At 66.0% G+C, this 25259-nt stretch carries 28 protein-coding genes; 7 read left to right on the top strand and 21 right to left on the bottom strand.

Going from position 1 to position 25259, the window contains the following annotated elements:
* Window positions 1–12: 12 nt before the first annotated feature.
* Complete coding sequence (rpsB, locus tag D9V29_RS07055) at window positions 13–969, bottom strand: 30S ribosomal protein S2 (RefSeq protein WP_121672632.1); 957 nt, start codon at window positions 967–969, stop codon at window positions 13–15.
* Window positions 970–1270: 301 nt separating this feature from the next.
* On the opposite strand from rpsB, the gene D9V29_RS07050 reads away from it, so the two are divergent.
* A complete protein-coding gene (locus tag D9V29_RS07050; protein WP_229790335.1) occupies window positions 1271–1804 on the top strand; it encodes a M23 family metallopeptidase in 534 nt (177 codons plus the stop codon).
* Between the two features lie 6 nt (window positions 1805–1810).
* Here the strand turns inward: D9V29_RS07050 and D9V29_RS07045 are convergent, their stop codons facing one another.
* From D9V29_RS07045 to D9V29_RS07035, 3 genes are all read right to left on the bottom strand, one after another.
* The gene (locus D9V29_RS07045) at window positions 1811–2722 is read right to left on the bottom strand and encodes a tyrosine recombinase XerC (RefSeq protein WP_121672630.1); all 912 of its coding nucleotides are present in this window, start codon (window positions 2720–2722) and stop codon (window positions 1811–1813) included.
* 55 nt (window positions 2723–2777) lie between these two features.
* The gene (locus D9V29_RS07040) at window positions 2778–3143 is read right to left on the bottom strand and encodes a DoxX family protein (RefSeq protein WP_121672629.1); all 366 of its coding nucleotides are present in this window, start codon (window positions 3141–3143) and stop codon (window positions 2778–2780) included.
* Between the two features lie 71 nt (window positions 3144–3214).
* Window positions 3215–3784, bottom strand: coding sequence for a TetR/AcrR family transcriptional regulator (locus tag D9V29_RS07035; protein WP_121672812.1), 570 nt, complete (start codon window positions 3782–3784; stop codon window positions 3215–3217).
* A 120-nt stretch (window positions 3785–3904) separates the two neighbouring features.
* Here D9V29_RS07035 and D9V29_RS07030 point away from each other — a divergent pair, with 120 nt between their 5' ends.
* The gene (locus D9V29_RS07030; RefSeq protein ID WP_183084941.1) at window positions 3905–4789 is read left to right on the top strand and encodes an alpha/beta hydrolase; all 885 of its coding nucleotides are present in this window, start codon (window positions 3905–3907) and stop codon (window positions 4787–4789) included.
* A 9-nt stretch (window positions 4790–4798) separates the two neighbouring features.
* On the opposite strand, the gene D9V29_RS07025 is transcribed toward D9V29_RS07030, so the two are convergent.
* The 4 genes from D9V29_RS07025 to D9V29_RS07010 are packed head-to-tail and all read right to left on the bottom strand — an operon-like array spanning window position 4799 to window position 8609.
* On the bottom strand, window positions 4799–5452 hold the full coding sequence (locus D9V29_RS07025; RefSeq protein ID WP_121672627.1) for a CG0192-related protein: 654 nt from the start codon (window positions 5450–5452) through the stop codon (window positions 4799–4801).
* Window positions 5453–5495: 43 nt separating this feature from the next.
* Window positions 5496–6722, bottom strand: a complete 1227-nt coding sequence (gene dprA, locus D9V29_RS07020; protein ID WP_121672626.1) for a DNA-processing protein DprA — start codon at window positions 6720–6722, stop codon at window positions 5496–5498.
* Between the two features lies 1 nt (window position 6723).
* Entirely contained in the window at window positions 6724–8253 is a 1530-nt protein-coding gene (locus D9V29_RS07015) for a YifB family Mg chelatase-like AAA ATPase (RefSeq protein ID WP_121672625.1), read from the bottom strand.
* Window positions 8253–8609, bottom strand: a complete 357-nt coding sequence (locus D9V29_RS07010; protein ID WP_121672811.1) for a YraN family protein — start codon at window positions 8607–8609, stop codon at window positions 8253–8255. The genes D9V29_RS07015 and D9V29_RS07010 overlap by 1 nt, the downstream gene beginning before the upstream one ends.
* A gap of 192 nt (window positions 8610–8801) precedes the next feature.
* Between D9V29_RS07010 and D9V29_RS07005 the strand changes: the two genes are divergently transcribed.
* On the top strand, window positions 8802–11405 hold the full coding sequence (locus tag D9V29_RS07005; RefSeq protein ID WP_121672624.1) for a DUF4062 domain-containing protein: 2604 nt from the start codon (window positions 8802–8804) through the stop codon (window positions 11403–11405).
* A gap of 6 nt (window positions 11406–11411) precedes the next feature.
* Here D9V29_RS07005 and D9V29_RS07000 read toward each other — a convergent pair whose 3' ends face one another.
* The 9 genes from D9V29_RS07000 to nirD form a co-directional block, all read right to left on the bottom strand.
* The gene (locus D9V29_RS07000; protein ID WP_121672623.1) at window positions 11412–11735 is read right to left on the bottom strand and encodes a DUF2469 domain-containing protein; all 324 of its coding nucleotides are present in this window, start codon (window positions 11733–11735) and stop codon (window positions 11412–11414) included.
* Window positions 11736–11747: 12 nt separating this feature from the next.
* Window positions 11748–12392 (bottom strand): ribonuclease HII, encoded by a 645-nt coding sequence (gene rnhB, locus D9V29_RS06995; protein WP_121672622.1) that lies wholly within the window; start codon window positions 12390–12392, stop codon window positions 11748–11750.
* Window positions 12392–13144, bottom strand: coding sequence for a signal peptidase I (gene lepB, locus D9V29_RS06990; RefSeq protein WP_121672621.1), 753 nt, complete (start codon window positions 13142–13144; stop codon window positions 12392–12394). The genes rnhB and lepB overlap by 1 nt, the downstream gene beginning before the upstream one ends.
* Window positions 13145–13220: 76 nt before the next feature.
* Complete coding sequence (gene rplS / locus D9V29_RS06985; RefSeq protein WP_121672620.1) at window positions 13221–13568, bottom strand: 50S ribosomal protein L19; 348 nt, start codon at window positions 13566–13568, stop codon at window positions 13221–13223.
* Window positions 13569–13742: 174 nt separating this feature from the next.
* Window positions 13743–14237 (bottom strand): hypothetical protein, encoded by a 495-nt coding sequence (locus D9V29_RS06980; RefSeq protein ID WP_121672619.1) that lies wholly within the window; start codon window positions 14235–14237, stop codon window positions 13743–13745.
* Between the two features lie 9 nt (window positions 14238–14246).
* Window positions 14247–14981 carry a tRNA (guanosine(37)-N1)-methyltransferase TrmD gene (trmD, locus tag D9V29_RS06975; RefSeq protein ID WP_121672618.1) on the bottom strand — a complete coding sequence of 245 codons (735 nt, stop codon included), beginning with the start codon at window positions 14979–14981 and terminating at the stop codon, window positions 14247–14249.
* 30 nt (window positions 14982–15011) lie between these two features.
* Entirely contained in the window at window positions 15012–15344 is a 333-nt protein-coding gene (locus D9V29_RS06970) for a cupin domain-containing protein (RefSeq protein ID WP_121672617.1), read from the bottom strand.
* A 57-nt stretch (window positions 15345–15401) separates the two neighbouring features.
* Window positions 15402–16178: a sirohydrochlorin chelatase gene (locus tag D9V29_RS06965; protein ID WP_229790333.1), complete on the bottom strand. Its 777-nt coding sequence runs from the start codon at window positions 16176–16178 to the stop codon at window positions 15402–15404.
* Entirely contained in the window at window positions 16175–16543 is a 369-nt protein-coding gene (gene nirD, locus D9V29_RS06960) for a nitrite reductase small subunit NirD (RefSeq protein ID WP_121672616.1), read from the bottom strand. The genes D9V29_RS06965 and nirD overlap by 4 nt, the downstream gene beginning before the upstream one ends.
* A gap of 242 nt (window positions 16544–16785) precedes the next feature.
* Here nirD and nirB point away from each other — a divergent pair, with 242 nt between their 5' ends.
* Genes nirB through D9V29_RS06945 form a run of 3 tightly spaced genes read left to right on the top strand, consistent with a single transcriptional unit; the run spans window position 16786 to window position 21304 of the window.
* Window positions 16786–19392 carry a nitrite reductase large subunit NirB gene (nirB, locus tag D9V29_RS06955; protein WP_121672615.1) on the top strand — a complete coding sequence of 869 codons (2607 nt, stop codon included), beginning with the start codon at window positions 16786–16788 and terminating at the stop codon, window positions 19390–19392.
* Window positions 19389–20168: a uroporphyrinogen-III C-methyltransferase gene (cobA, locus tag D9V29_RS06950; protein ID WP_121672614.1), complete on the top strand. Its 780-nt coding sequence runs from the start codon at window positions 19389–19391 to the stop codon at window positions 20166–20168. The genes nirB and cobA overlap by 4 nt, the downstream gene beginning before the upstream one ends.
* A gap of 5 nt (window positions 20169–20173) precedes the next feature.
* Window positions 20174–21304 (top strand): uroporphyrinogen-III synthase, encoded by a 1131-nt coding sequence (locus tag D9V29_RS06945; protein WP_121672613.1) that lies wholly within the window; start codon window positions 20174–20176, stop codon window positions 21302–21304.
* A 43-nt stretch (window positions 21305–21347) separates the two neighbouring features.
* On the opposite strand, the gene rimM is transcribed toward D9V29_RS06945, so the two are convergent.
* The 4 genes from rimM to D9V29_RS06925 all read right to left on the bottom strand — a co-directional run bounded on the left by rimM (window position 21348) and on the right by D9V29_RS06925 (window position 23647).
* Window positions 21348–22061 (bottom strand): ribosome maturation factor RimM, encoded by a 714-nt coding sequence (gene rimM, locus D9V29_RS06940; RefSeq protein ID WP_121672612.1) that lies wholly within the window; start codon window positions 22059–22061, stop codon window positions 21348–21350.
* Window positions 22018–22254: an RNA-binding protein gene (locus tag D9V29_RS06935; RefSeq protein WP_090709355.1), complete on the bottom strand. Its 237-nt coding sequence runs from the start codon at window positions 22252–22254 to the stop codon at window positions 22018–22020. Before D9V29_RS06935 ends, rimM begins: the two co-directional genes overlap by 44 nt.
* 3 nt (window positions 22255–22257) lie before the next feature.
* Window positions 22258–22680 (bottom strand): 30S ribosomal protein S16, encoded by a 423-nt coding sequence (gene rpsP / locus D9V29_RS06930; protein ID WP_121672611.1) that lies wholly within the window; start codon window positions 22678–22680, stop codon window positions 22258–22260.
* A 178-nt stretch (window positions 22681–22858) separates the two neighbouring features.
* Window positions 22859–23647 (bottom strand): LLM class F420-dependent oxidoreductase, encoded by a 789-nt coding sequence (locus tag D9V29_RS06925; RefSeq protein WP_121672610.1) that lies wholly within the window; start codon window positions 23645–23647, stop codon window positions 22859–22861.
* Window positions 23648–23721: 74 nt separating this feature from the next.
* Between D9V29_RS06925 and D9V29_RS06920 the strand changes: the two genes are divergently transcribed.
* On the top strand, window positions 23722–24873 hold the full coding sequence (locus D9V29_RS06920; protein ID WP_121672609.1) for a glutamate--cysteine ligase: 1152 nt from the start codon (window positions 23722–23724) through the stop codon (window positions 24871–24873).
* Window positions 24874–25259 lie beyond the last annotated feature (386 nt).

Genomic DNA, 25259 nt, shown 5'->3' with positions numbered 1-25259 from the left:
TCCTCGTTCGGGTTAGTTGTTGTCGGCGGCCGGCTGCTTCTCAGCGTCGGTCGCTTCAGCTTCGAGGCGCTCTTCGGTCTTCTCGTCGCTTTCAACGGCGACGGTCTCGACGGGTGCGTCTTCGCCCTTGGCTGCGTTCTTCTCTGCAACCTCAGCGTCGGCGTCGTTCTGCTCGACAGGTGCTTCGGCAGCCTCGGTCTTGTCGGCCTCGGCACCGAGAAGCTCAGCTTCCCATGCGGCGAGCGGCTCGACAGGAGCGGCGCCCTCTTCGGGCTTCTGGTGGCGCTGGATCAGGCCCTCAGCAGCTGCGTCCGCGATGATGCGGGTAAGCAGGCCGACCGACCGGATGGCGTCGTCGTTGCCCGGGATCGGGTAGGTGACTTCGTCGGGGTCGCAGTTGGTGTCGAGGATGCCGATGACGGGAATGCCAAGCTTGCGCGCCTCGTCAATCGCGAGGTGCTCCTTCTTGGTGTCGACAACCCAGAGAGCCGAAGGCGTCTTGGTGAGGTTGCGGATTCCGCCGAGCGACTTGTGAAGCTTGTCGAGCTCGCGCTTCTTGATGAGAAGTTCCTTCTTGGTGAAGCCTGACTTCGAGGCGTCCTCGAAGTCGAGCTCCTCGAGCTCCTTCATGCGAGCGAGACGCTTCGACACCGTCTGGAAGTTGGTGAGAAGTCCACCGAGCCAGCGCTGGTTGACGTAGGGCTGGCCGACGCGGGTCGCCTGCTCGGCGATCGCTTCCTGTGCCTGCTTCTTCGTTCCGACGAAGAGAACGGTGCCACCGTGGGCGACGGTCTCCTTGACGAAGTCGTATGCCTTGTCAATGAAGCCAAGCGACTGCTGAAGGTCGATGATGTAGATGCCGGAACGCTCCGTGAAGATGAAGCGCTTCATCTTCGGGTTCCAACGGCGGGTCTGGTGCCCGAAGTGCACGCCGCTGTCGAGCAGCTGGCGGATGGTTACGACGGCCATGAGCCGTTCTCCTGTTCTGACGCGCCCGTTCCGGGCAGGCGTCGATCGGTTTTTCCAGGGAGCCGAATGGCCTCTGGTCCTGGTGCCCGGCGCACATCCGCCCTGCTCCGAAGAGAAAGGACCGAGTGGGTGTGTTGGCCGAATGGGCACGCGTAGTCATCCCGACACGCGGGATGCTTCCTTCAGCATACAGGAACGAGGGGCGCGTCCCACTCCTCCCCCGCGGCATCCGTCCATGTCGTTCTCCACTGGTTCCCGAGCAGTCGGTGGGGCCAGCAGGAGGGGGCAAGAATCGTCCTCCATGAGGATGCCGTCTGGCACGGTGCACGTCGCCGTCACGTTGGTCGCTGTGGCTGTTCTCGTGCTGGGTGGCCCTGCTCCCGCTGCCGGCGAGAAGGCGGCGCCCCCGCCCCGAGTGGAGCCTTCGCCGTGGGAGTGGCCGACTCCCCCTCCTCACCAGCTTCTGCGGCCCTTCGAAGCTCCCCCCACTCCCTATTCGGCGGGTCACCGGGGCATCGATGTCCCTGCGGTCACCGGCGGAGCGGTTGTCGCCGCCGCGGACGGCGTCGTCTCGTTTTCGGGAATCGTCGTCGACCGTCCGGTGCTGTCGGTGAGACACGACGGTGGGCTGGTGTCGAGCATCGAACCGGTCGCAGCGACGGTCGCAGCGGGAGACGTGGTCCTCGCGGGCGATCGTGTCGGCGTCGTCGGATCCGGTGGGCACTGTGACGAGAGGTGCGTGCACTTCGGGGTTCGGCTTCACGGCGAGTACGTGAATCCTCTCGCGCTGCTCACTTCTGTGCAGCGAGCGGTGCTACTGCCGCTCGGTCGGTGACGGCGGCTACGCCCGGGGGTGCGCGGTTCGGTAACTCTCCTTCAGCCGCTCCATCGACACGTGGGTGTAGATCTGGGTAGTCCCGAGCGACGCGTGCCCGAGAAGCTCCTGGACAGCCCGAAGGTCCGCTCCGCCATCGAGAAGGTGTGTCGCAGCGGTGTGCCTCAGCGCGTGCGGGCCAGCCGGCGATCCGCCGGGGACCGAGGCGAGGACTCTGCTGACGACGTTGTAGAGGCTGCGGGGATTCAGGCGGGCGCCGCGCGCACCGAGAAAGACCGCTGGTGGCGGCGTGGGCGTGCGGGAAAGGAGAACGGGGCGGGCGTTGCGGAGGTAGTCGACGAGCGCGGAATGCGCCGGAACCCCGAACGGCACGACCCTCTCTTTTGATCCCTTGCCGAGGACGCGGACGGTGAGGCGGTCGAGGTCGACGTCATCCACGTCGAGTCCGCACAGCTCAGACACCCTCAGGCCGCTGGCATACAGGAGCTCGATGAGCGCCGAATCCCGCATCGCGACTGGATCCCCGCTCCCCGCCTTTTCCGCAAGCGCGTCGAGGAGCCCATCCATGTGGGGGCGCTGGACCACGTGCGGAAGGGACCGCGCGGTCTTCGGGGAGCGCAGCCGGGCGGCAACGTCGACTGGGATGTGACCGTTCCTGGCCAGCCACGCCGACCAGCCACGTGCCGAGGCCGAACGTCTCGAGATCGTGGCGTGCCCGAGTCCTGCTTGCGCTGACTTCCACAGCCAGTCCCTCAATAGTTCAAGGTCGACAGCGCCGACGTCCTCAACTCCTCGATCCGAGGCGAAGGCGGTGAAAGCCGCGAGATCCGATTCGTACGCACGACTGGTTGCAGCGGAATACTGACGCTCGACCGACACGTGGTCGATGTAACGCGCAACAGCCAGGAGAATCTTCACTCCTCCACAATCCAGCATCCGCTCGGTGTCGCGCCGCAGACTCACCCGCACATGGTCAGACCAGGAAGCAAAAGATGAGAGTCGCCGTGCAGAGAAGGAGCATGCCGCTCGCGTTCAGGAACAGATTCCTGCCGAAATCCCGCGCCCGGATGTGCATCGAGATCGCAACGATGAAATAGAGAACGAGTGCGATGCAGGTCACCGCACCCAGGTACGGGATCCAGATGCCGGCGAGGAGGCCGGCTGCGGCGGCGAACTTGATCGGCGACATCACCCACCAGAGACTGCGCGGCCAGCCGACGTCCTCCCAGCATTTCGCCACGAACGAGACGGGGCGGAGCGACAGGATTCCGTCGACGATCTGAATGAGCGCGAGCAGCACCAGGGGCCAGGCGGGCTCCGGAAGAAGAGCAGCGGTCATGTCGATTCCTCGGTCGATGCCCATACCATACCGGATGGTATGGAAGCGAGCAAGAGCCCAGACGACCGGATCTAGCTTCGAGCTGGTTTCCCCTCGGGCACGAGGCGGAGAAGGATCTCGTAGACCCGCTGCAACTCGGTTGCGCTCACCGGCGGTGAGACGACAGCAGCCCCGACGGAGACGAGATACGGGAGCAACGCGGCTGTCCTGGCATCCGCGTCCGTTCCGACGTACGGACGCCATACCCGTGAAAGCGCCGCGACCCGCGCCTCGTCGATCCGCCCCTGCACCGCACGCACGTCCTCGTCGGAGGTGGCCCAGGCGCGAACAGCCACTTCCAGTTCGGGGCGATAGTGGCTGCCGGATCCGGGTCCCACCATGCGCGTGAGTCGGTCGAGAACTGCGTGCACTCCCGCGTCCCCCGCTCCGGCGATTGCCTCGTCGAGCATCTCGGTCGACATCTGTTCGAAGTGCTCGAGCAGGGCACGCTTGTAACCGGCGGCGCCAGCGAAATGATGGTGGAACGACCCCTTGGACAGCCCGAGGCGCGCAGCGATTCGATCGATTCGGACGCCCGAAGCACCTTCCTCGGCGAGCACCCTGATTCCTTCGTCCAGCCACCGGTTCCGCGCTTCAGTCATGGGGGAACCGTACCATTCAGTACGGCACCTCGAAGCCCTGCAGGAGGGGTGGCTCGAGCGAAGACCATACGGTACCGTATGGCGCAGCGTAGCCGGAGGAGCTGCGACGGGAGGGCCTCAATGCCGGTCGAGGAGAACATCCGTTTTGCGACGTCGGACACCACGATCCGCGGAAGGCTCCTGCTCCCGCAGGAGAGGAATCCTCTCCCCGCGGTGATCCTGTGCACCGGTTTCTCGGGGACCCAGGACACTCCCTCGATCCGGGCCGCCGCCCAGGCCTTCGTCGATGCCGGTCTCGCGGTTCTGACCTTCGACTATCGTTCCTTCGGTATCAGCGATGGAACGCCGCGCCAGGTGATCGACATCGCCGGCCAGCTGGCAGACATCCGCTCTGCGATGGATTACGTCGGAGCCGACCCGCGGCTTGATTCGTCTCGAATCGTGCTGTGGGGAACATCACTGGGCGGCGGTCACGCGGTCGTTGCCTCTGCCTGCCGTTTCGACGTCGCCGCTGTGATCGCGCAGGTTCCCTTCAACGGTTTCCCCCGCACCGTCCGCGGCCGCAGCTCCCGCACCACCAGGCGTCTGCTCCTCGCGATGACCCGTGACCGCCTGCGCGGAATGCTCGGCCGGCCACCCGCATACATTCCAGCGGTCGGCCCGAGAGACACGATTGCCGTGATGGCTTCCGATGCCGCCGAGCAGACCATCGCGAGCCTCGACAGCCCCACCTGGCGAAATCAGGCTGCTCCCCGCGTGCTGTTCTCAATGATGAGGTACCACCCGGCCGACTCGGCCCCCTTCGTTCATGCTCCGCTCCTGGTGTGCGCCGCGGCGGGCGACCAGGAAGCCCCGGTCGAGCTCGTGAGCGAATTGGCCGCGCGTGCTCCTCGCGGTCGGCAGGTCACCTATCCGGTCTCGCACTTTGAGGTCTACTCCCCCGATACCCGCGACCGGCTGCTCAGGGATCAGGTCGACTTCCTGACCGGCGTGTTGTCGCAGTGACGCGTGGAGTTATCCGCGCCAGACGGCGACGAGCGGCACGGCGGCGTCCTGGGCGGCCCACGTTCCAGCAAGCGTCTCAGCATCCGTGAACGCGGCGAGCGCTGACCCTGAGACCACCCGGGCGATCGCGAGCCGGATCTCGCCCATTTCGGCGAGAGTCACGCCACCCTTATTGCGCACGACGACGGTCGCAGCGGGCGGTGAAGTCCCGGCGGATGCTTCGGTGCCGCTTCCCGCAACGAACACGGTCGGTTCGCGGCGCACGACGGAGTCCGACCCATCGGCTGAAACGAGGAGCTCTGCCTGTGACCCGCCGGTGAGAGCGGCGTTGGCCGTCGCGGCGACGTAGACCGGATCTCCGACACCGTCGTACACCCACCGGTCGCCAAGGACCGAATGCTCCATGGTTGTGATGAGGTGCTTCTCCGCGCCCTCGAGTGGCGCGCCCCGATAGGTGAGGGGGATCTGGATCACGGTGCCATTGGCCAGAGACAGGAGCAGGGTTTCGATCCCAACCTCGCCCGCCGGGTCGTCGAAGCGGTAGGCGCCCACGTTGCTGAGGGCATCGTCTCCGTCGCGGGGGAACCACGACTGAGTCGGCGCCCACGCCTGCACCAGCTCGAGCTTGGAGGGACGAATGTCAGCGTTATAGATGAGGGCCATGCGTTCGACTCTACGGCTCTCCCTCCTCCGACGTGTGCCCGGGTCAGCGTGCCTGGGGCAGGTATACCCAGCCGCCTGGGCGTTCGGCGACACGTGCGTCGAGTTCGAGAATTCCCAGTGCGGAGTGAACGGTGTCGACGGGGAGCCCGGTTCGCACGGCGACGTCTTCGGGGGTGCGGACCGAGCGGACGCTGAGAGCGTCGAGCACACGGATCTCGTCTGAGCTGCGGCCTCCCCCTCCCGGCTCCGCTCCGGGAACACTGTCACCCACGAGTTCGACCATCTCGTCGACCGTCGTAACGCAGACGGCGCCGTACTCGCGAATCAGCCGATGGCATCCGGCCGACGCGGCGCTCGTCACCGGCCCGGGGACGGCCCCGAGCGGGCGGCCGAGCGCAGCAGCGTGTCCGGCGGTGTTGAGGGATCCAGACCTCCAGCCGGCCTCGAGAACGACGGTCGCTTCACTGACCGCTGCAATTAACCGATTCCGTTGCAGGAAGCGCCATTTCGATGGCGCGCCACCACACGGAATCTCGGAGACGACCGCGCCTGTCTCGATGATCCTCCCGATCAGAACGGAATGCCCGCTCGGATAGGGCCGATCGACGCCGCCGGCGAGAAATGCGACCGTCGTGCCCTGCGTTGCGAGTGCTGCCCGGTGCGCCATGCCGTCGATCCCGTAGGCGGCGCCCGACACGACCGTGAACCCGCGACTGGCGAGTCCGCTCGCGGCCTCTGTCGCGACGTGCTCGCCGTAACCGGTCGCCGCACGAGCACCGACCAAAGCGAGGGACCTCGACGTCGACCGGAGCGCAGCCGGGTTTCCCCGCACCCACAGGGCGAGGGGCGTGTGCAGCCCGAGGTCATCGATCCGATCGGGCCACGCGGGGTTCCCCGGCGTGAGAAGTGTCGCGTGGCATGCGGCGGCGAGGGACAGTTGCTGCAGTGCCGATCGGGAGTCGAGCCGCGGCCGCCACCGAGCCGTGGCGTTCTCCACCTGGCTGGCGACAGCCTGCAGATCGCTCCCCGCGATGCCGTTGGCGACGGCATCCAGAATCCGGGCAGTGGACCAGTGATCGATGAGCATGGTCAGGGCGCCGGATGCTCCCACGTGCGAGACGAGGAATCCCGCCATGCTGTCGCCCGGCTCAGCGATGCCGCTCCACGCAGCACGGGCGAACAGCTCGGCGGTGGTGCCGTCGTCTGACTCCACACCGAGTCGGGTGAGCGCCGTCTCGACCTCTCGCCTGTCCAGTCCGAAAAGTGTCATGTCAGATCCCCTTCCTGAGGAACAGAGCGCGTCCGATCTGGGCCGAATCCGGGCGTTCGGTCCCATCGAGGTCGGTGAGCGTCCAGGCGACTCGCAACACGCGGTCGTATCCGCGCATGGTGATGCTGCCCCGCTCCAGGGCGCGATCCAGCGGAGCGGTCACGTCCCGAGGGAGTTTCCGATCCCCGGATCGCAACCATGGCCCGGGCACCTGCCCGTTCGTCGTCCACGGGGTGTGCGCGAGTCGCACGGCGGTTCTCATGCGCGCGGCGGCCACGACCTCCCGCGCCCTCGTACTGGTGAGACGTTCACTGCTCCCGGAAACCGCCAGCTCAGCGGCGGTGATCCGGCGCACCCGGAGCTGAATGTCGATCCGGTCCATCAGCGGCCCTGACACCCGGCCGAGGTAGCGCCGAATCGCATTCGGCGGGCACACGCACGTGTTCTCCTTCGCGCCGTACTGACCGCACGGGCAGGGGTTGGCGGCGAGGACAAGCTGGAAGCGCCCCGGAAAGTGTGCGACAGCGTTCGCCCGATGAATGCTGATCTTCCCTGACTCGAGGGGCTGCCGGAGTGCGTCAAGGACGTTGGCCTGAAACTCGGGGGCCTCATCGAGGAACAACACGCCGTGCGCGGCTCGCGCCGCCGCCCCCGGCCGGATCGTTCTCGATCCCCCACCGAGAATCGCCGCCGCTGTCGCGGTGTGGTGAGGGCTCTCGAACGGGGGCCTCACGGCGAGGCTGCGACCCACGCCCGTTCCACCGAGTGAGCGGATCGAGGCGACGTCAAGCGCCTCCCCGACCGTCAGATCGGGAAGGATGCCGGGCAACCGCGCTGCGAGCATCGTCTTACCCGCGCCGGGAGGCCCCAGCATCATCAGGTGGTGGCCCCCGGCCGCAGCGACGAGAAGCGCCTGCACCGCGTCGTTCTGGCCGACTACCTCGGCAAGGTCCAGCTCGGGTTCCGTGACGCCGACCGGTTCCGGCTGCACGATCGGCTCGACCGGATACGGTTCCAGATCAGCACCGTGCCAAATGGCGGCCTCGCGAAGCGACGCAACCCCGACGACCCGGATACCGGGCACAAGCCTCGCTTCGTCCTCATTACCCACTGGCACCATCACGGTCGTACGACCGGCTCGCATCGCGGCAAGGACAGCGGGAAGGATGCCGGGGGTCGGCCGCAAACGTCCGTCGAGTCCCAGCTCACCCAGGTGGACGACCCTGTCGATCGAGTCGTTGGAGACCACTGCGTCGGCTGCAAGACAGGAGAGCGCGATGGCGAGGTCGAAGCCCGACCCGTTCTTGGGAAGGCTCGCCGGCGACAGGTTGACGGTGATCCGTTGACCGGAGAGACGGCATCCGGAATTCGTGGCGGCTTGCCGCACCCGGCCCTCGGCCTCGCCGAGCGACTTGTCGGCGAGACCGATGATCACGAACCGCGGCAGTTGTGCCGAGATGTCCGCCTCGACTTCGATGAGTGATCCTTCGAGCCCGAGCAGCGCAACGGACCAGGTTCTCCCGACCGCCATCAGTACACCCCGAGCAGGTGTTCGACGACCGGCTGACCTGAGCGCGGCACGATCACGGCAATCGCATCGAGCCGGATCCGTGCCACGGACGGAGAGTGTTCAGCGCACCACACGGCAGCCAGCCCCCGCAGTCGCGCGAGCTTCGTCGCGGTGATCGCCTCGAACGGGTGTCCGAACGCGAGACCGGAGCGCGTCTTCACCTCGACGAAAACCAGGGTGTTCGCCGTTCGCGCGACGATGTCGATCTCGCCCTGCCTGCACCGCCAGTTCCGCTCGAGGAGCCGGTAGCCGGCATCCTCGAGAAAGCGGGCGGCGAGGTCCTCTCCCCGCCTGCCGAGTTCGTCCTTTGCTGCCATGAGCGCCTCCACCCGTCGATCGTGGGCCACATCGAGGGGCCCGGATCGCGCTGACGTCGAACTGTGGAGACGCGCGCAGCCGACCTCGACCTGTGGATGGGGCGGCTGCAGCGCCGCATCCTCGGCTCCACAACCTGAGCCACCCTCAGTTATGGTCTGGACCGCGCCGCGCCGAAGCGGGAGAATGCCCTCATGACGCACACCACGGGTGCTATCCGAACACCCGACCAACGGTTGCGAGTCTTCGTCAGTTCCACCCTGAAGGAACTCGCCCTCGAGCGAAAGTTCGCGCGCCTGGCGATCGAACGTCTCCACCTCGCGCCGGTCATGTTCGAGCTCGGGGCACGCCCCCACCCACCGCGCGACCTGTACCGGGCGTACCTCGAACAGAGCGACGTCTTCGTCGGGATCTATGCCGAGAAATACGGTTGGGTGGCTCCGGGCGAAAGCGTCTCCGGGCTCGAAGACGAGTACAACCTCGCACCCGACTTCCCGAAACTCATCTACATCCGCGAACCGGCTCCCGATCGGGAGGAGCGCCTCGGGGAGCTGCTCAACCGGATCCGCGACGATGACCGTGCCGCCTACAAAGCGTTCTCGACGCCGCAGGAGCTTCGCAAGCTCATCGAGTCGGACCTGGCCACTCTCCTCGCTGAGCGGTTCGATCAGTCCAGGATTGTCCCCGCTGGAACGCCGGCGGAACCGGTCGCTGTACCCTCCCGCAAGATCGCCAGTCTCCCTGTGTCGCTGACCCAGCTGATCGGCCGCGACGCCGAGCTGGAGACGGCGAGCACACTTCTCCACGATGACGCCGTCCGCCTCGTCACCCTTCTCGGTTCCGGTGGGATCGGCAAGACTCGTCTCGCCGTCGAGTTGGCGAATCGGCTGGCAGCGGAACCTGACTGCGCCGTCGCGTTCACCGATCTGTCTCCCGTGCAGGACCCGGCGCTCGTACCGAATGCGATCGCCGCAGCGCTCGGGGTCCTCGACACCGGCGACGAGCCGATTCTCGACAAGCTCAAGACGGCGCTCCAGCAAAGACGCATGCTGATCGTGATCGACAACTTCGAACAGGTTCTCGATGCAGCGCCCGTGCTGGTCTCGCTCCTGTCGACGGCCCCCGGCGTCACCTTCCTCGTGACCAGCCGGTCCCTCCTCCGGGTCTCCGGCGAGCATGCCGTCGACGTCGGCCCACTGGCACTGCCGGACACCCGGCGCTCGGTCAGCGTCACAGCCGCGAAGAGGACCGCCGCCGTCCAGCTGTTCGTCGAACGTGCGCGCGCGGTCAAACCCGATTTCGATGCAACGCCTGAGAACATCGACGCGATCGCCGCGATCTGCGTCGCCCTCGAGGGAGTTCCACTCGCCCTCGAACTCGCTGCCGCGAGGATCCGGATGCTTCCTCCCGCCGCAATCCTGACCCGGCTCGACCGCCGGCTCTCCCTTCTCTCCGGCGGAGCGCGTGACCTTCCCCAGCGCCAGCGGGCCCTGAGAAGCACCATCGAGTGGAGCACCCAGCTCCTCGGCGACGACGAGAAACGGCTTCTCGCACGACTCGGGGTGTTCGCCGGTGGATTCTCTCTCGACGCCGTCGAGTCCGTCGCCGGGGATATCACCGGCGACACGCTCGACATCCTGCCCGCGCTCGGGGCCCTCGTCGACAACAGTCTCGTCCGGGAGCTCGACCGGTCAAACCGTCCCCACTTCTCGATGCTCGCGACGGTCCGCGAATATGCCCTCGAGCAACTCGAGGCGTCGGGTGAACTGCCAGCCGCCCGGGATGCACACGCCCGCCACTTCGTGTCCATCGCTGAGGCGGTGGAGGACGATCTCGAGGGCACACGCCAGCGGGAGGTCATCGCGCTGCTCAATGATGACCGCGACAATCTGCGTGCAGCGGCACGACATCTGCTCGATTCGGGTGATCAGGTCACCGTCGCACGGTTCGCGTGGTGCCTACTGATCTACTGGTGGGTCGGTGGCCTGCTCGGAGAGGTGAGGGCGTGGATGGATGAGGTTCTGAGTGCCGCCTCGCCGCTTCCTGACCGCACACGCGCCATCGCCCTGTACTTCACGCGGTCGATCACCCTCTGGCATGAGGCCAGCGATCGGGTCGTTCCTGGGCTCACCGAGAGCGTCGAGCTCTTCCATCGTTCGCGCGACCGCGTCGGCGAAGGTTTTGCCCTCATCTTTCTCGCGCTCGCGATCCTGGCCGACCGAAGCCCAGACACGAATCACGCCGAGGAGTCACTCGAGCGCAGTGTCGAGCTGCTGCGGTCAGCCGGCTATCGCTGGGGTGAGGCCATGGCACTCGTGACGCTCGGCCGCGTCGCCCTCCTGAGAAACGACGTGCCCCGTGCGATCGAACAGTTCGAGCAGAGCCTCGCCTTGACGCACGTGGCGAAGGACGAGCTGGGGTCGACAGTGGCGTTACAGCACCTGGGCTGGGCGAACTTCGTTGCCGGGAGAACCGCCGAGTCCCGGGCGCTGTTCGAACAGAGCCTCTCGACGGCCGCTCACATCGGTCATGCCGAGGGGGTGGTCTACGGGCTGGAGGGACTCACGGCCATCGCGGCAATCACGAGGCACGTTGATCGAGCGGCACGGTTGTTCCGCACGGCGGACGAGCTGAGAAAGCAATCGGGCCTCTACGGCGCGAATCGCTTCTCGTTCCACGAACGCTATCTGGCACCGCTGCTCGACGGTGAGGATGCAGAAGCACTCGGCCGCGCCAGGGCGGACGGTGAGGCTCTGTCTCTCGACGATGCGGTCGGGTACGCGCTGCAGTCGGAGTGATCAGGACTACTCGTCGAGGGCGAGTTCCTTGGGCAGTTCGAAGTCGCGCGTCGAGAGCTCTTCGATGTTGACGTCCTTGAACGTCAGCACGCGCACTGATTTCACGAAACGGTCGGAGCGGTATACGTCCCAGACCCACACGTCGTTCATGGTGATCTCGAAGTAGAAATCGTGCTCGGTGTCACGGCGGACGAGGTCGACGCCGTTCGCGAGATAGAACCGTCGTTCCGTTTCGATCACGAACTTGAACTGCGACACGACGTCGCGATACTCCCGATACAGGGCAAGCTCGACCTCGCGGTCGTAGTCCTCGAACTCGTCTTCTTCCATGGTGCATCCATCCTACGCGTAGGCGACGAGCCAGCTTTTCCGGTGCATCGAGGTGACACCGAGCGACTTGATCGCTTCGCGATGATCTTCGCTCCCGTACCCCTTGTTGCCGCTCCAGCCGTAGCCGGGTGACACGCTGTCGGAGGCGATCATCATGTTGTCTCGGTGGACCTTCGCGATGACGGATGCCGCGGCAACCGACACGCAATCCCGGTCTGCCTTGATGCGCGTCCGAACGTCGAGTGGGCTGGCGAGCACGGGATTGAGCCAGTCGGAATTCCCGTCGAGAAGGATGATACTTGCGGCGATGTCCGCGCCCTGGTCGTGGAGCAGCCGAAGCGCGCGTTTGCCGGCGAGACCGAGGCAGTGCGTGATACCGAGTTCGTCGACCTCCTGCGCGTCTGCCATCCCGACGGCGGAGAACAGAACCCAGTCGCGCACGAGCGGGTCGAGTTCCACCCGCCGCTTCTCGCTGAGCAGTTTGGAGTCGCGAAGCCCAGCGGGATGTGGTCCACAGTCAGCGGCGACGACGGCCATGCCGACCGCGACGGGTCCCGCGATCGCCCCGCGGCCGACCTCGTCGCATCCGATGACGAAGCGGGTCCCTGTGCCGAAGAACTCCCGTTCGACGAGGTCGGAGGGGTCAGCGACGGCCATCATTCGGATGCTTTCGGTCCGGGAATCCCCGCAAACACCTCGGGGTGGTTGTCGAGCCAACCCCAGTTCGCGGTGGGCCAGCTGATCACGAACGCGCGCCCGACGACGTTGTCGACGGGGACGAACCCGTTGCCGGGCTGCTCCCGGTTGTAGCGGGAGTCCCGTGAGTTGTACCGGTTGTCGCCCATCACCCAGACCGAATTGTCGGGAACGACGACGTCGAAGGCGAGCTCCGAGACATCCGTCGTCCCTGCCGGCAGGGTGACGTACGGTTCGCTGAGGGGAACGTCGTTCACCGTCATCTGCCCGAGAGTGTTGCAGCAGACGACGTGGTCCCCTGGCATCCCGATCAGTCGCTTGATGAGATGGTCGTCGCTGTCGGATGCGGACAGACCGACGAGGGAAAGCACCCAGTCTGCAGCGGCGGTGAGCGGTGGGACTTCAGGGTCCGCGCTCGGCGGCAGCCACCCGCCCGGGTCACGGAACACCACGACATCGCCTCGTTCGAGGCCGACGACGTCTGGCACGAGTTCGTTGACGAGAATGCGGTCGTCGATTTGGAGAGTCTCCTCCATCGACGCGGAGGGGATGTAGAACGACCGGACGAGGAAGGTCTTCACGAGGAACGACACCAGTAGGGCGACGACGAAAATGATGAGAATGTCGCGGAGGAACAGCAGCGTTCCCCGTCGCCGGGAGTGCCGTTGTGGTGCGGCGGACAGATCGTCCGCCGGCATAGTTGTTTCTGTCATTTAACCGCCCGAGCTCCCCACCAGTTTACGGGTGGGGAGCTCGGGGTTCGTTCACGTGGAACGGAAGTCGCGGGACTTAGTTATCGCGCTTCTCCTTGATCTTTGCCTTCTTGCCGCGCAGTTCGCGCAGGAAGTATAGCTTGGCGCGGCGCACGTCGCCGCGGGTGATGACCTCGATCTGCTCGATCACCGGGGAGTGCACCGGGAACTTGCGCTCGACGCCGACACCGAAGCTGACCTTGCGGACGGCGAACGTCTCGCGGACGCCCTCACCCTGTCGGCCGATGACGATGCCCTGGAAGATCTGGACTCGAGAACGGGTGCCCTCAACGATGTTGACGTGCACCTTGACGGTGTCGCCTGCGCGGAATGCGGGGATGTCGGACTTGAGGGATGCTGCATCGACGCTGTCGAGGATGTGCATGTTACTTCGCTCTCTGTAACCGCCACAGGTCGACTACGAATTCAGGGATGATTGGGGGTGTGTCCGCCGCCCCGGAAATCCGGGACGAAAGCGCTGGCTCCCCTGTGGCAGAGTCTGGCCGCGGCACAATCGTCTATTCTGCCACGAAGTGGATGCTCCGCGCAAAAGCGCGGCTCACTGCCCGGGACGGTCGCGCGTCTCCTGAATGACGATGATCTCTTCCGCGTCGCCGCGAGGACGGTTGGGGCGGAGAGTCGGGCGGGCCGCCATCTGCTCGAACTCCGCGAGTGTCTCTCTCGCGCGCTTTTTGGCATCCGTGAAAAACTCCCACAGAACCAGCCAGAACGTCGCGATGCCGGCGAGGACACCGAGCACGGCGAACGCGTTCGACGCCGGGCCGAACAAACCGAAACCGATCACGGACGCTTGCCAGAGGGTGAGGGCACCGACGTCGTACCAGGAGACAGCTTTCTCCCGTCGGACCGTCGGGCGCGCCCAGATCAGGCCGGCGACGGTGAGCATTGCGATGAAGAGGACCGGCATCGAGATGATCAGGACGAGGAACTCCCACCCACCGCCGCCGAAGATACCCCAGCCGATCAGAGGCCAGATGGGAAGCACGACCGCAGCGATGAACATCCAGCTGCGAAAAACCCGGCGAAGAATCATGGCTCAAGCCTAGGGCCGGGCACTGGGAGATTCCCCCTCGTTCGCCGCGCGATCGAGGAGGTCCGGGCGCACTCTGCGGGTGCGTTCGAGTTGCTGTTCACGCCGCCATGCTGCGATCGCGCCGTGGTTTCCGCTGAGCAGGATCGGCGGAACGTCGAGTCCCCGCCAGGTCGACGGTTTGGTGTAGCTGGGAGCTTCGAGCAGACCGTCCTCGTGTGACTCCTCGACGAGGGAGTGCGGGTTGCCGACAACGCCAGGGATGAGACGTCCGATCGCCTCGATCATCGCCATCACGGCGACCTCTCCCCCGTTGAGCACGTAGTCACCGAGGCTCACCAGCCGCACGCGTGCCCGGATTGCCGTGTGGTCGAACACCCGCTGGTCGATGCCTTCGTACCGACCGCAACCGAAAACCAGGTGCTCCTCATCGACCAGTTCTCGTGCCATCGCCTGGGTGAAGACCTCGCCGGCCGGTGACGGGAAGATGACGAGAGGACCGGCATCCGCGTTCTTCTTCTCGTCGAGGATGCTGTCGAGCGTCTGCCCCCAGGGTTCCGGCTTCATCACCATGCCTGCGCCTCCGCCATAGGGAGTGTCGTCGACCGTCCGGTGACGGTCGGTCGTGGCATCGCGGAGGTTGTGCACGCCGAGGTCGATCAGTCCGGTCTGGCGGGCCTTGCCGAGGAGCGAGATATCGAGAACGTCGAAGAACTCCGGAAAAATCGTGACGATATCAATGCGCATGCTGAAAGCCTATGCGCGTGTGCGAAGCGCTTAGACCGATTTGACCACGGTCAGCAGAATGACCGAGTCCTCCTCGGCTTCGAGGCTGTGGGAGCGGTCCGGAATGGTGATCAGGTCGCCGACCCAGCACCCCCAGCTGTTCTCCCCCGCAGTCAATCTGACCCGCCCGGCGATGACCTGGAGGGTCGCCTCGCCGGGATTCGCGTGCTCCGCCAGCTCCTCGCCGGCTTTGAGCGCGATGAGAGTCTGCCGGAGCGAGTGCTCGTGTCCGCCGTAGATGGTTGTGGCGCTGCGACCGCTTGAGGCAGAGCGCGCGGCCTCGAGTTGGGTTCTGGCGAGAGCTGTGAGTGATGTCTTCTGCACGATCGGTCCTTCCGGGTTCCGTCCACTCTAGGCGGAGGCACCGGATCGACGTCGGAGTCAGCGCCTCCCGATGCGGTGCTCCCCGCCCGCTGGAACAGAATCCGGTCCGGCGAGGATGTCGAGGTAGCGGTCTCGCACGATGGAGACGAGCTCGTCCGGTACCTCGCCGAACTCGGTGAGAAGAGGCGCGGTGGCGAGATCAGCGGACGTCTGGTGCGCGAGGTCCGCGAAGTATCCGGGGGCCAGGAGATAGGTGGAGACGACGACGCGCCCAGCGGGGTTGGCCGCTTTCGCGGAGGAGACAGCAGTTTCAATCGGCGGCGAGGCGGCTGAGATGAAGCCGACGGTGACCTCCCGGTTCAGGACAGTCGACAGGCGGCCCGCGGTTTCCCGGCAGTCGGCCACCGCGCGGGCATCCGTTGATCCGGCAGCGCAGAGCACAACCGCATCAGTCTCGCGGAGACCTGCGTCATACAGGCGGCGTGCAAGCAGGGTCACGAGGCGGTCGTCGGGACCGAGCGCTGGAGCGATCACAGCGACACACTCTGATTCTGCCGCCGCATCGACGAGGTCGACGTGGACGTGGAATCCGGCTGACAGAAGAAGGGGAACAACGACGGCCGGTTGCTCCGGGGGGAGCCGGCCGAGTGTGGCAGGCACATCCGGTTGCTGAACGTCGACGAATCCGCCCTCGACCGTTGTGGATCCGAGGCTTTCGGCCGTGGCGGCGACGAGCCTCGCCACCGCGGATTGTCCCGCCGGTGAACTGGTTCCGTGCGAGATCGCGACGAGCGCGGCGCGCGTGGCGGTCCGTGGCGGCGCGATCACCGTCACGACAGGACCTCGACCTCGATCATGCCGCCGACGATGCGGGTGCGAAACGTCTCGAGGAGCAGAGTCGGGTCAGTGAAGCACTCGCCGCTGCCGAGGTCGTACACCTCCTTGTGCAGGGGAGAAGCGATCGTCGGCCGGTCACCCCTGGATCCCACGATCCCCCGCGCCATGACGTGCGCCGACGTCGACGGGTCACGGTGACTGACGGCGTAAACCTCGCGCGGCGAAAGCAGGAAGAGCGCGATCTGCCGTGCCCTGATCAGCGCCGCCTCGCCCCAGGAGGGTTCGAGGTCGGCGACGGGACACGCAGGAACCCACTCGGCTTCTGCGGTTCGAACGTCGCGGTCTTCCAGAAGAAGTGTCATCTCTGCTCCTCAGTCCCCCGGCCCGGCTGGACCGTTGTGTCGGGTTCGACGCTATGTGCCGCATGTTTCGGTGACCGGTGTCCTTGTGTTTCGCCCGTGTGAAACCGACCTCACAGCGCGCAAGTCCTGGTGTGCGGGATTGGTGACCGGGGGTTACACGTGAGACACCGCGAAGAAATTGCGGCTGCATACGCTTCTCAACATCGCCAAAGACACCGGCGCTGCGAAAGTAAGGACGGCACATGACACCGACAACGTACGAGCCAGATCCTCAGGTGAGGGAGGTCGTCGTCCTCGGCGGCGGTCCCGCCGCCCACCGGCTTGCCGACGCCCTGCACGCGCGAGACTCCGAGCGCACGCTGCGGGTGCGCGTGATCTCCGAGGAACAGCATCTGCCGTACGACCGGGTCGCCCTGAGCACACGGCTCGATGGCCCCGTCGACCTCACACTCGCTCCGTCAGGCGTGTGGGACAGCGACCATGTCGTCCTCCACCGAGAGACGAGAGCGGATGCCGTCGACACCGCCGCGAGGACCGTCACGACCGCGTCCGGCGAGGTCCTTCGCTATGACGCGCTCGTCTTTGCGACCGGTTCATCCGCTCCGGTCCCCGACATCCCGGGCTCACACCTGGCCCGCGTGTACCGGACGATCGATGACGTCGACCGTCTCGTGGCGGACGTCGAGAGGATTTCGGCCCAGCACGGCAGGCCGGCCCGCGTTCTCGTGGCGGGCGGTGGGCTGCTCGGGCTCGAGGCGGCAGGGGGCTTCGCCCGGCTCGGCGCCGAAACTGCCATCGTGCACTCCGGCTCGTGGCTCATGTCGGCGCAGCTGGATGAAGGTGCCGGACAAGCGCTCGGCCGGATCATCGCCGGTCAGGGCATCACACTCCACCTCGGAACCCGACCGCGAGCCGTCCTGACGAGCGACGACGGAGCATCCGTCATCGGCGTCAAATTCAGCAACGGCCAGTCGGTGCCCACCGACATCGTCGTCTTCGCCATCGGCATCCGTCCTCGCGATGAATTGGCTGCGTCAGCCGGCATCACCCTCGGCGCCCGCGGGGGGATCGCTATCGGCACCGATTGCGCGACGAGCGCGGAGTCGGTCTGGGCGATCGGCGAGGTCGCCTCCTTCGGCGGCGTGTGCACCGGTCTCGTCGCCCCCGCCAACGCCATGGCCGAGGTCGTCGCCGACCGGCTGCTCGGTGGAGCCGCCGAGTTCACCTCCGTCGACGACGCCACCAAACTCAAGCTGTCCGGCGTCGATGTCGCGAGCTTCGGGGATGCCCTCGCCACGACGGAGAACGCGCTCGAGATCGTCTACGCCGACCCGGCACGCGGCCTGTACCAGAAGATCGTCACGACGAACGATGCGAAGACGTTGCTCGGCGGCATCTTCGTCGGGGACGCGTCGCCCTACGCGTCGCTCCGCCCGCTGCTCGGTTCCGTACTCGCCAACGAACCCGCCGCGTACCTCAGCGCTGCCGGTGTCGACGCCCCGGCCGGCGACGACCTGCCGGACACCGCACTCGCCTGCTCGTGCAACAACGTGAGCGTCGGGCAGGTCCGCGACGCCGTCCACGGTGTGAACGGCGAGGCGTGCACCACGCTCCCGGATCTCAAGGCATGCTCTCGTGCGGGGACCCAGTGCGGCTCGTGCGTCCCGCTCGTCAAGAAGATCCTCGAGACCGAACTGACGAAGTCCGGAGTCGCCATCTCACGCGCGCTTTGCGAGCACTTCGCGCTCTCGCGGCAGGAGCTGTTCGAGTCCGTTCGCGTGCTCGAACTTCGCTCGTTCGACGAGATCGTCTCCCGTTTCGGAACGGGCCGTGGCTGCGATGTCTGCAAGCCGGTGGTGGCGTCGATTCTCGCCAGCCAGACCGACGGCCACATCCTCGACTCGGGGCGAGGCACGCTTCAGGACACCAACGACCGTGCAATGGCCAACATGCAGAAGGACGGAAGTTATTCGGTGGTTCCCCGGATCCCGGGCGGCGAGATCACCCCGCAGAAACTGGCCGTCATCGCGCAGGTCGCCACCGATTTCGGGCTCTACACGAAGATCACCGGCGGACAGCGCATCGACCTGTTCGGGGCGCGGCTGGACCAGCTTCCCGAGATCTGGAGAATCCTCGTCGACGCCGGGTTCGAGTCGGGTCAGGCCTACGGAAAAGCCCTGCGCAATGTCAAGAGCTGTGTCGGGTCGACGTGGTGCCGGTTCGGCGTCCAGGACTCGGTGAGCATGGCGATCCGCCTCGAGCTTCGTTTTCGCGGTCTTCGGGCCCCACACAAATTCAAGTTCGGCGTTTCCGGCTGCGCCCGGGAGTGTGCCGAAGCACGGGGAAAGGACATCGGCGTCATCGCGACGGATGGCGGCTGGAACCTGTACGTCGGCGGGAATGGCGGCTTCCAGCCCAGCCACGGCCAGCTCCTGGCATCTGACCTCGATGACGAGACACTGATCCGTTACATCGACCGGTACATGATGTACTACATCCGCACGGCCGACAGGCTGCAGCGCACGGCGCGCTGGATGGAAGACCTCGACGGCGGGATCGACCATGTCCGCGCCGTCGTCGTCGAGGACTCACTCGGGCTCGCCGAGGAGCTGGAGCAGGCGATGGCCGCTCACGTGGACAACTACGAAGACGAGTGGGCTGCCACCCTCGCCGACCCGGAGCGACTCAAGAAGTTCCGCTCATTCGTCAACGCACCGGACAGCGCAGACCCCAGCCTCGCGCGCGTCGAGGAACGCGGACAGTTACGTCCTGCAACACAGGAAGAACGGAAGAGCGGAAAGGCTATCCTTCTGTCGGGAACAACCATCCCGGTTCGGAGCGAGACATGACGACATCCACCAGGGGTTCGGTCACGCTCGTCGGCGGAGGGCCGGGTGACGCGAAGCTGCTCACCGTCGCCGCTGTCGAGGCGCTTCGAAGCGCAGACGTCGTGCTGTACGACCGCCTCGCGCCGCATGACACCCTGCCGGAGCTCGCTCCGCACGCGCACCTCATCAATGTCGGCAAGACGCCCGGACATCACCCGATCGGCCAGACCGAGATCGAAAGACTCCTCGTGGAGCACGCCCAGGCAGGATCGCGGGTGGTTCGGCTCAAGGGGGGTGACCCGTACGTTTTCGGTCGCGGCGCCGAAGAGGTTGCTGCCTGCCGCGCCGCCGGCATCCCCGTCGACGTGATCCCCGGCGTCACGAGTGCGATCTCGGTTCCCGCGGCAGCAGGCATCCCTGTCACCGCGCGTGGGGTCACCCATCTCTTCACCGTCGTCTCCGGACACGCTCCGCTCAGCGATGACGAGCACCGTCACCTGGCCGGCCTCGGCGGTACGATCGTCGTGCTCATGGGGGTCGCCACGCTTCCGACCTTGACGCAGGGTTTGCTCAAGCACGGTCTCGCCCCGACGCTGCCCGTTGCGATCATCGAGCGGGGATTCACCCCGACCCAGCGCACGACCGTCGCGACCCTCGCCACAGCGCTCCACGTGGCATCCGCCGCTGCCGTACGGTCTCCAGCGGTCCTCGTCATCGGAGAGGTCGTCGGCCTCGCCGACTCCGGCGATGCGGCCGCTTCCCGCCTGCTCGACACCGCGGCTTCGCTGTCGGAGTGAGAGAGATGACGGATGCGATGCCCCCGGTTCCCGGTTTCCGGCCCGATCAGCTCGAGGGGTTCCGTATCGGGGTCACGAGCGACCGCAGGGCCGAGGATCTGATCGACGCACTCGAGCGGCGCGGCGCCTCTGTTCTTCACGCCCCAACGCTGCGCATCGCCCCGTCCGAGCACGACGGTGAACTCATCGATGACACCCGCGCGATCATCGCCGCGAAACCCGACGTTCTCCTCGGCACGACGTCGTACGGCATCCGCCGTTGGTTCGAAGCCGCCGACGCTGCCGGTCTCGGGCAGGACCTTCTCGACGCGCTCGGCGACACCGCCATCCTGGTGCGGGGACCCAAAGCCCGCGGCGGGATCCGCGCTGCCGGCCTCAACGATGTCGGCATGAGCGACGAAGAGACAACCGCGTCACTGGTGTCGCTGACGCTCGAACGATTTCCCTCGGGGGTGACGGTCGCCGTGCAGCTTCACGGCTACACCGACGAAGGCCAGCTGACCCGCCTGAGGGCTGCCGGCCACACGGTTCTCACGGTTGCCCCGTACCGGTGGCGCACTCCGGACGAGAACGACGAACGCGTTCACCGCCTCGTGGATGCCGTCGTGTCTCGCCAGCTTGACGCGGTGACGTTCACGAGCGCTCCCGCCGTCGACGCCCTGTTCGGTGCGGCCCAGTTCCTCGGATGTTCCGCTGCGCTCGTCGACGCGTTCCGCTCGGATGTGCTCGCTGCCGCGGTCGGACCCGTGACGGCAGCACCGCTTCTGGCCGCGGGAATCAATCCCATCCAGCCCGAGCGATTCAGGATGGGCGCACTCATCCGGCTGGTCTGCGAACATCTGGAGACCCAGCGGATCCGGACCCTGGACACCGCCCACGGACGCGTCGCACTCCGCGGCAGCGTCGTCGAGATCGATGGCGTTCGCACGCAGCTCCCTCCCGCCGCGCTGGCGTTGTTCCGGGCCCTGCTCGCAGCGGGAGGCGCTGTGGTTCCCCGGACCGAGCTCGCCGCTCAGCTTCCGGGGAGCGTCGACGACCACGCACTCGAGGTCGCGCTCAGCCGGTTACGTCAATCGCTCCCGGCGAGTGGCCTGGTGCAGACCGTCATCAAACGCGGCTATCGCATCGACGTCTGAGCGCCCGATCCGAGGCGCTGAGGCGCCAGCAGGAACGACAGAGTCAGTTCTTGTCGTCTTCGGCGTTTTCCTGGACCTGCGCCGCAGCATCCGCGCTCTCGGAGACGGTGCCATCGGCATCCGTCGGCTCCGGAGCGGTGACGTCGTCTGCTTCGTCGTCATCATCGGGCAGTTCTTCGAAGAGACCCGCGGGTGGCGTGACCGTGACGATGCCTGCGGCGACGTCGACGGCGGGCACGATCGCCTTGACGAACGGGACCATGACGTCGCCGGTCGCCGTCGTGACGATGAGGAGGTCCTGCGCCGGGAAGTGGTCGACCCGGGCAACGGTTCCGACCTTCTGTCCGTCGCGGTGCACAGCGAGTCCGACGAGCTGGTGGTCGTACCAGGCGTCTTCTTCCGGGGATGCTTCGGCCGAGTCCTGTTCGATCCAGAGAATCGCCTTGACGAGAGTCTCAGCGGCGGACCGGTCGGGAACGCCCTCGAAGAAACCGACCGGGTGGCCGTTGTACCAGCGCAACTCGGTCAGGGTGAGGGACTTGCCGTGCCACGGCGAACCGGTCGGAACCTGGAGGGTGAAGACCGCCCCCGGCACGAACCGGCGCGCCGGGTCATCGGTGAAGAGTTCAAGCTTGAGGGCTCCCTTGAGCCCGTGGGCCTTCGTGAGCCGTCCGACCCGCAATTGGGTCTTTGGTGTTTCGGCGGCGCTCACGTCAGGAATCGGTGTCGACGACGTCGACGCGGACGCGGCGACCATCGGCGAGAGCGGAGACGAGAGTGCGGAGCGCCTTTGCCGTGCGGCCTGAACGGCCGATCACACGGCCGAGGTCCTCGGGGTTCACGCGAACCTCGAGGACCTCACCGCGTGGTGAGCTCTGCGCTACGACGGTCACGTCGTCCGGATTGTCAACAATCCCCTTGACGAGGTGTTCGAGAGCAGGTGCGAGCAATTGTTACGCCTTGTCTTCTTCAACAGCCGGAGCTGCTTCGGTCTCGGCAGGAGCCTCGTCCTTGACGGCCGGCTTCTCAGCCTTGGGCTTGAGGACAGGCTTCTTCTTCTCGTCGGCGACGAAAGGAACCTTCGGCTCCTTGGTCTTGACGGTGGAGACAGCGTCCTTGTCACCCTTGAACTTGCCCCAGTCGCCCGTGAGCTTGAGGATTGCTTCGACCTGAGGGGTCGGCTGGGCGCCGACGGACAGCCAGTACTGAGCCCGCTCCGACTTGACCTCGATGAACGAAGGCTCTTCGGTGGGGTGGTACTGACCGATCTCCTCGATGACGCGACCGTCACGCTTGGTGCGTGAGTCGGCGACGACGATGCGGTAGTACGGTGCGCGGATCTTGCCCAGGCGCTTCAAACGAATCTTGACAGACACAATTCTCCTGAAAGTTATTTGTTGTGTGATTGTGCTCGTCACCGGCTGCGTGGGGGCACACTCGGTCCGAAAGCTCTTATTGCTGCAGCGCCTGATTAGAGGGTCGGGCGAGTGCAGACTCGACTAACCATTCTGTCAGATATTTGCGGGCAGTGTGACCAGCAGTTTGCGGCGCGCTTCAGCCCGTCACACCGTCACGCCAGGCAAGCCACCGCCGGACGGAATCGAGGTCGTGATCCGGCCCGCTGATTCCCAGGGTGAACATCGTCGTGCCGAGCGCGAGCAGCTCATCCGCGGTCGCTTCATCCCTCCCTTTCAGTTCGGTCGAAATCTCGATCTCCGAGATGTCGCGACCCACGGCATCCGCGTGTCCCTGAAGGATGCCGAGCTTCTCAGTGAGGACCTCGGGTGAGCTGAAGCTGTGCCAGATGTCAGCGTGCTGCGCGACCAGGCGCAGCGTCTTTTTCACGCCGCCTCCGCCGATCATGATCGGAATCCTGCGGGTCGGCGGAGGGTTGAGTTTCGTCCACCGGTCGGTGATCGCCGGAAGAGCCTCCCCCAGCGCGGCGATCCTCGAGCCCGGCGTCCCGAACTCGTAGCCGTACTCGTCATAGTCCCGCTCGAACCAGCCCGCGCCGGTACCGAAGATGAAACGCCCGCCCGAGATGTGGTCGAGAGTTCTCGCCATGTCGGCCTGCAGGTTCGCGTTGCGGTAGCTGTTGCAATTGACGAGCGTGCCGAACTCGACGCGGCTGGTCTGCTCTGCCCAGGCGCCGAGCATCGTCCACGCTTCGAAGTGCAGTCCGTCCGGTTCACCGCTGAGCGGGAAGAAGTGATCCCAGTTGAAGAGGATGTCGACACCCATATCCTCCAGGCCGGCGACCGTGTCGCGGATGGCGGCATACGGCGCGTGCTGGGGTGCGATCTGAACACCGATGCGGACGGGACGTTCTCTCTCGACTGTCATTGTTCAAGCTTAGGCTCGGCATGGAAAGATGAACGGTGCCGGGGCGGTTCCGGCAGGATCGGACGGACTCCAGCATGGGCATCGACTTCGCGAGGTCAGAGCGATCGACCGTCGGCATCGAGTGGGAACTCGCCCTCGTCGACAGGGACAGCGGAGAGCTCGTCTCGGCCGCGGAAGAGGTCCTCCTCGCCCTGCACTCCCCCGACGGCCAGCCTCACCCGAGGATCACCGGGGAGCTCCTGCTCAACACCGTCGAGCTGGTGAGCGGAGTGCACACGACGGTCGGCGCTGCCGTGAGCGACCTCGACGGCCAGCTGCAGGAGTTGCGCGCGGTCACTCTTCCCCGTGGCATCGACATCATCGGGAGCGGCTCCCACCCGTTCGGCCAGTGGTACGACCAGCCCGTCGCCAACAAGGAGCGGTACCACAAGCTGATCGAGCGCACGAAGTGGTGGGGCAGGAACATGATGATCTGGGGCGTGCACGTGCACGTCGGCATCGAGGATCGGGACAAGGTTATGCCGATCCTCAACGCCATGCTCAGCTACATTCCCCACCTGCAGGCGATCTCAGCGTCGAGTCCGTACTGGACCGGAACCGACACCGGTTATGCCTCGAACCGGGCACTCATGTTCCAGCAGCTGCCGACGGCCGGACTGCCGTACCAGCTGTCCGACTGGGAAGCCTTCGAGGGCTACGTGGCCGACATGACCCGCCCGGGCATCATCGACGACTTCACCGAGGTTCGCTGGGACATCCGCCCATCACCGCACTGGGGCACCCTCGAGGTGAGGTTCTGCGATGGTGCGTCCACCCACCGCGAGCTCGCCGCCGTTGCTGCCCTCATCCACTGCCTGGTGGAACATCTCTCCAGCCTGCTGGATGCCGGCGAGACGCTCCCCGTGTTGCCGCCGTGGTTCGTACGCGAGAACAAATGGCGTGCGGCCCGCTATGGCCTCGACGCCCAGATCATCCTCGATGGCGACGGGAACGAACGCGCCGTGACCGATGACATCCGCGACCTGCTCGTCACTCTGGCCCCGGTGGCTGAGCGTCTGCGCTGCTCCGCTGAGCTTGCGTCGATCGTGTCGATACTCGACGACGGCGCGAGCTACATCCGTCAGCTGCGGATCGCTGAGGCCAACGACGGAGATCTGACGACCGTCGTCAAAGCGCTCGCGCAGGAGCTCCGCGACGGCTCGACGCCCCAGGGTCGCTCGGTCTGAGCCGAGTCGTCACGGGACGGATGTCACGTGGCGCGCCCAGCAGCATCCGCTCCTCGATCGGGCCGGAAGGGCTGCCAACACCGACGGTGAGCGACCCTTTCGGACCGGTCGATGCCGCGAACGACCCTTTCGGACCGATCGACGCTCATGAACGCGAGCGTGGGTGCCGAATCGCCACGAAACGCTTCCCCAGCCGAGGCGAGCGACGCTTCGTGGTGAATCGACGTCGTTAACGAGATAGTGGGGCAACTCGAGGCACGTGCGCCCCGCCTGGGCCTGTCGGGACGCACCCGACGCGCTCAATTGTCACTAACGCGCATCACGTGGCGGTTTTCCGTGCGCTGGCGACAACAGAAGCCGCCGCGGATGCTCCGTCTCACGTTCAC

It is taken from the genome of Mycetocola manganoxydans (genome assembly GCF_003667545.1).
GTDB lineage: Bacteria > Actinomycetota > Actinomycetes > Actinomycetales > Microbacteriaceae > Mycetocola_A > Mycetocola_A manganoxydans.
Note: the sequence above shows the minus strand (reverse complement) of the source record. Positions and strands in the feature narration are given on the sequence as shown.

Excerpts from the sequence above, each read along its gene's own strand:
- rpsB (WP_121672632.1), bottom strand. The coding sequence starts at position 969 with ATGGCCGTCGTAACCATCCGCCAGCTGCTCGACAGCGGCGTGCACTTC.
- D9V29_RS07050 (WP_229790335.1), top strand. The coding sequence starts at position 1,271 with ATGAGGATGCCGTCTGGCACGGTGCACGTCGCCGTCACGTTGGTCGCT.
- D9V29_RS07040 (WP_121672629.1), bottom strand. The coding sequence starts at position 3,143 with ATGACCGCTGCTCTTCTTCCGGAGCCCGCCTGGCCCCTGGTGCTGCTC.
- D9V29_RS07035 (WP_121672812.1), bottom strand. The coding sequence starts at position 3,784 with ATGACTGAAGCGCGGAACCGGTGGCTGGACGAAGGAATCAGGGTGCTC.
- D9V29_RS07030 (WP_183084941.1), top strand. The coding sequence starts at position 3,905 with ATGCCGGTCGAGGAGAACATCCGTTTTGCGACGTCGGACACCACGATC.
- D9V29_RS07025 (WP_121672627.1), bottom strand. The coding sequence starts at position 5,452 with ATGGCCCTCATCTATAACGCTGACATTCGTCCCTCCAAGCTCGAGCTG.
- dprA (WP_121672626.1), bottom strand. The coding sequence starts at position 6,722 with ATGACACTTTTCGGACTGGACAGGCGAGAGGTCGAGACGGCGCTCACC.
- D9V29_RS07015 (WP_121672625.1), bottom strand. The coding sequence starts at position 8,253 with ATGGCGGTCGGGAGAACCTGGTCCGTTGCGCTGCTCGGGCTCGAAGGA.
- D9V29_RS07010 (WP_121672811.1), bottom strand. The coding sequence starts at position 8,609 with ATGGCAGCAAAGGACGAACTCGGCAGGCGGGGAGAGGACCTCGCCGCC.
- D9V29_RS07005 (WP_121672624.1), top strand. The coding sequence starts at position 8,802 with ATGACGCACACCACGGGTGCTATCCGAACACCCGACCAACGGTTGCGA.
- D9V29_RS07000 (WP_121672623.1), bottom strand. The coding sequence starts at position 11,735 with ATGGAAGAAGACGAGTTCGAGGACTACGACCGCGAGGTCGAGCTTGCC.
- rnhB (WP_121672622.1), bottom strand. The coding sequence starts at position 12,392 with ATGGCCGTCGCTGACCCCTCCGACCTCGTCGAACGGGAGTTCTTCGGC.
- lepB (WP_121672621.1), bottom strand. The coding sequence starts at position 13,144 with ATGACAGAAACAACTATGCCGGCGGACGATCTGTCCGCCGCACCACAA.
- rplS (WP_121672620.1), bottom strand. The coding sequence starts at position 13,568 with ATGCACATCCTCGACAGCGTCGATGCAGCATCCCTCAAGTCCGACATC.
- D9V29_RS06980 (WP_121672619.1), bottom strand. The coding sequence starts at position 14,237 with ATGATTCTTCGCCGGGTTTTTCGCAGCTGGATGTTCATCGCTGCGGTC.
- trmD (WP_121672618.1), bottom strand. The coding sequence starts at position 14,981 with ATGCGCATTGATATCGTCACGATTTTTCCGGAGTTCTTCGACGTTCTC.
- nirD (WP_121672616.1), bottom strand. The coding sequence starts at position 16,543 with ATGACACTTCTTCTGGAAGACCGCGACGTTCGAACCGCAGAAGCCGAG.
- nirB (WP_121672615.1), top strand. The coding sequence starts at position 16,786 with ATGACACCGACAACGTACGAGCCAGATCCTCAGGTGAGGGAGGTCGTC.
- cobA (WP_121672614.1), top strand. The coding sequence starts at position 19,389 with ATGACGACATCCACCAGGGGTTCGGTCACGCTCGTCGGCGGAGGGCCG.
- D9V29_RS06945 (WP_121672613.1), top strand. The coding sequence starts at position 20,174 with ATGACGGATGCGATGCCCCCGGTTCCCGGTTTCCGGCCCGATCAGCTC.
- rimM (WP_121672612.1), bottom strand. The coding sequence starts at position 22,061 with ATGGTCGCCGCGTCCGCGTCGACGTCGTCGACACCGATTCCTGACGTG.
- D9V29_RS06925 (WP_121672610.1), bottom strand. The coding sequence starts at position 23,647 with ATGACAGTCGAGAGAGAACGTCCCGTCCGCATCGGTGTTCAGATCGCA.
- D9V29_RS06920 (WP_121672609.1), top strand. The coding sequence starts at position 23,722 with ATGGGCATCGACTTCGCGAGGTCAGAGCGATCGACCGTCGGCATCGAG.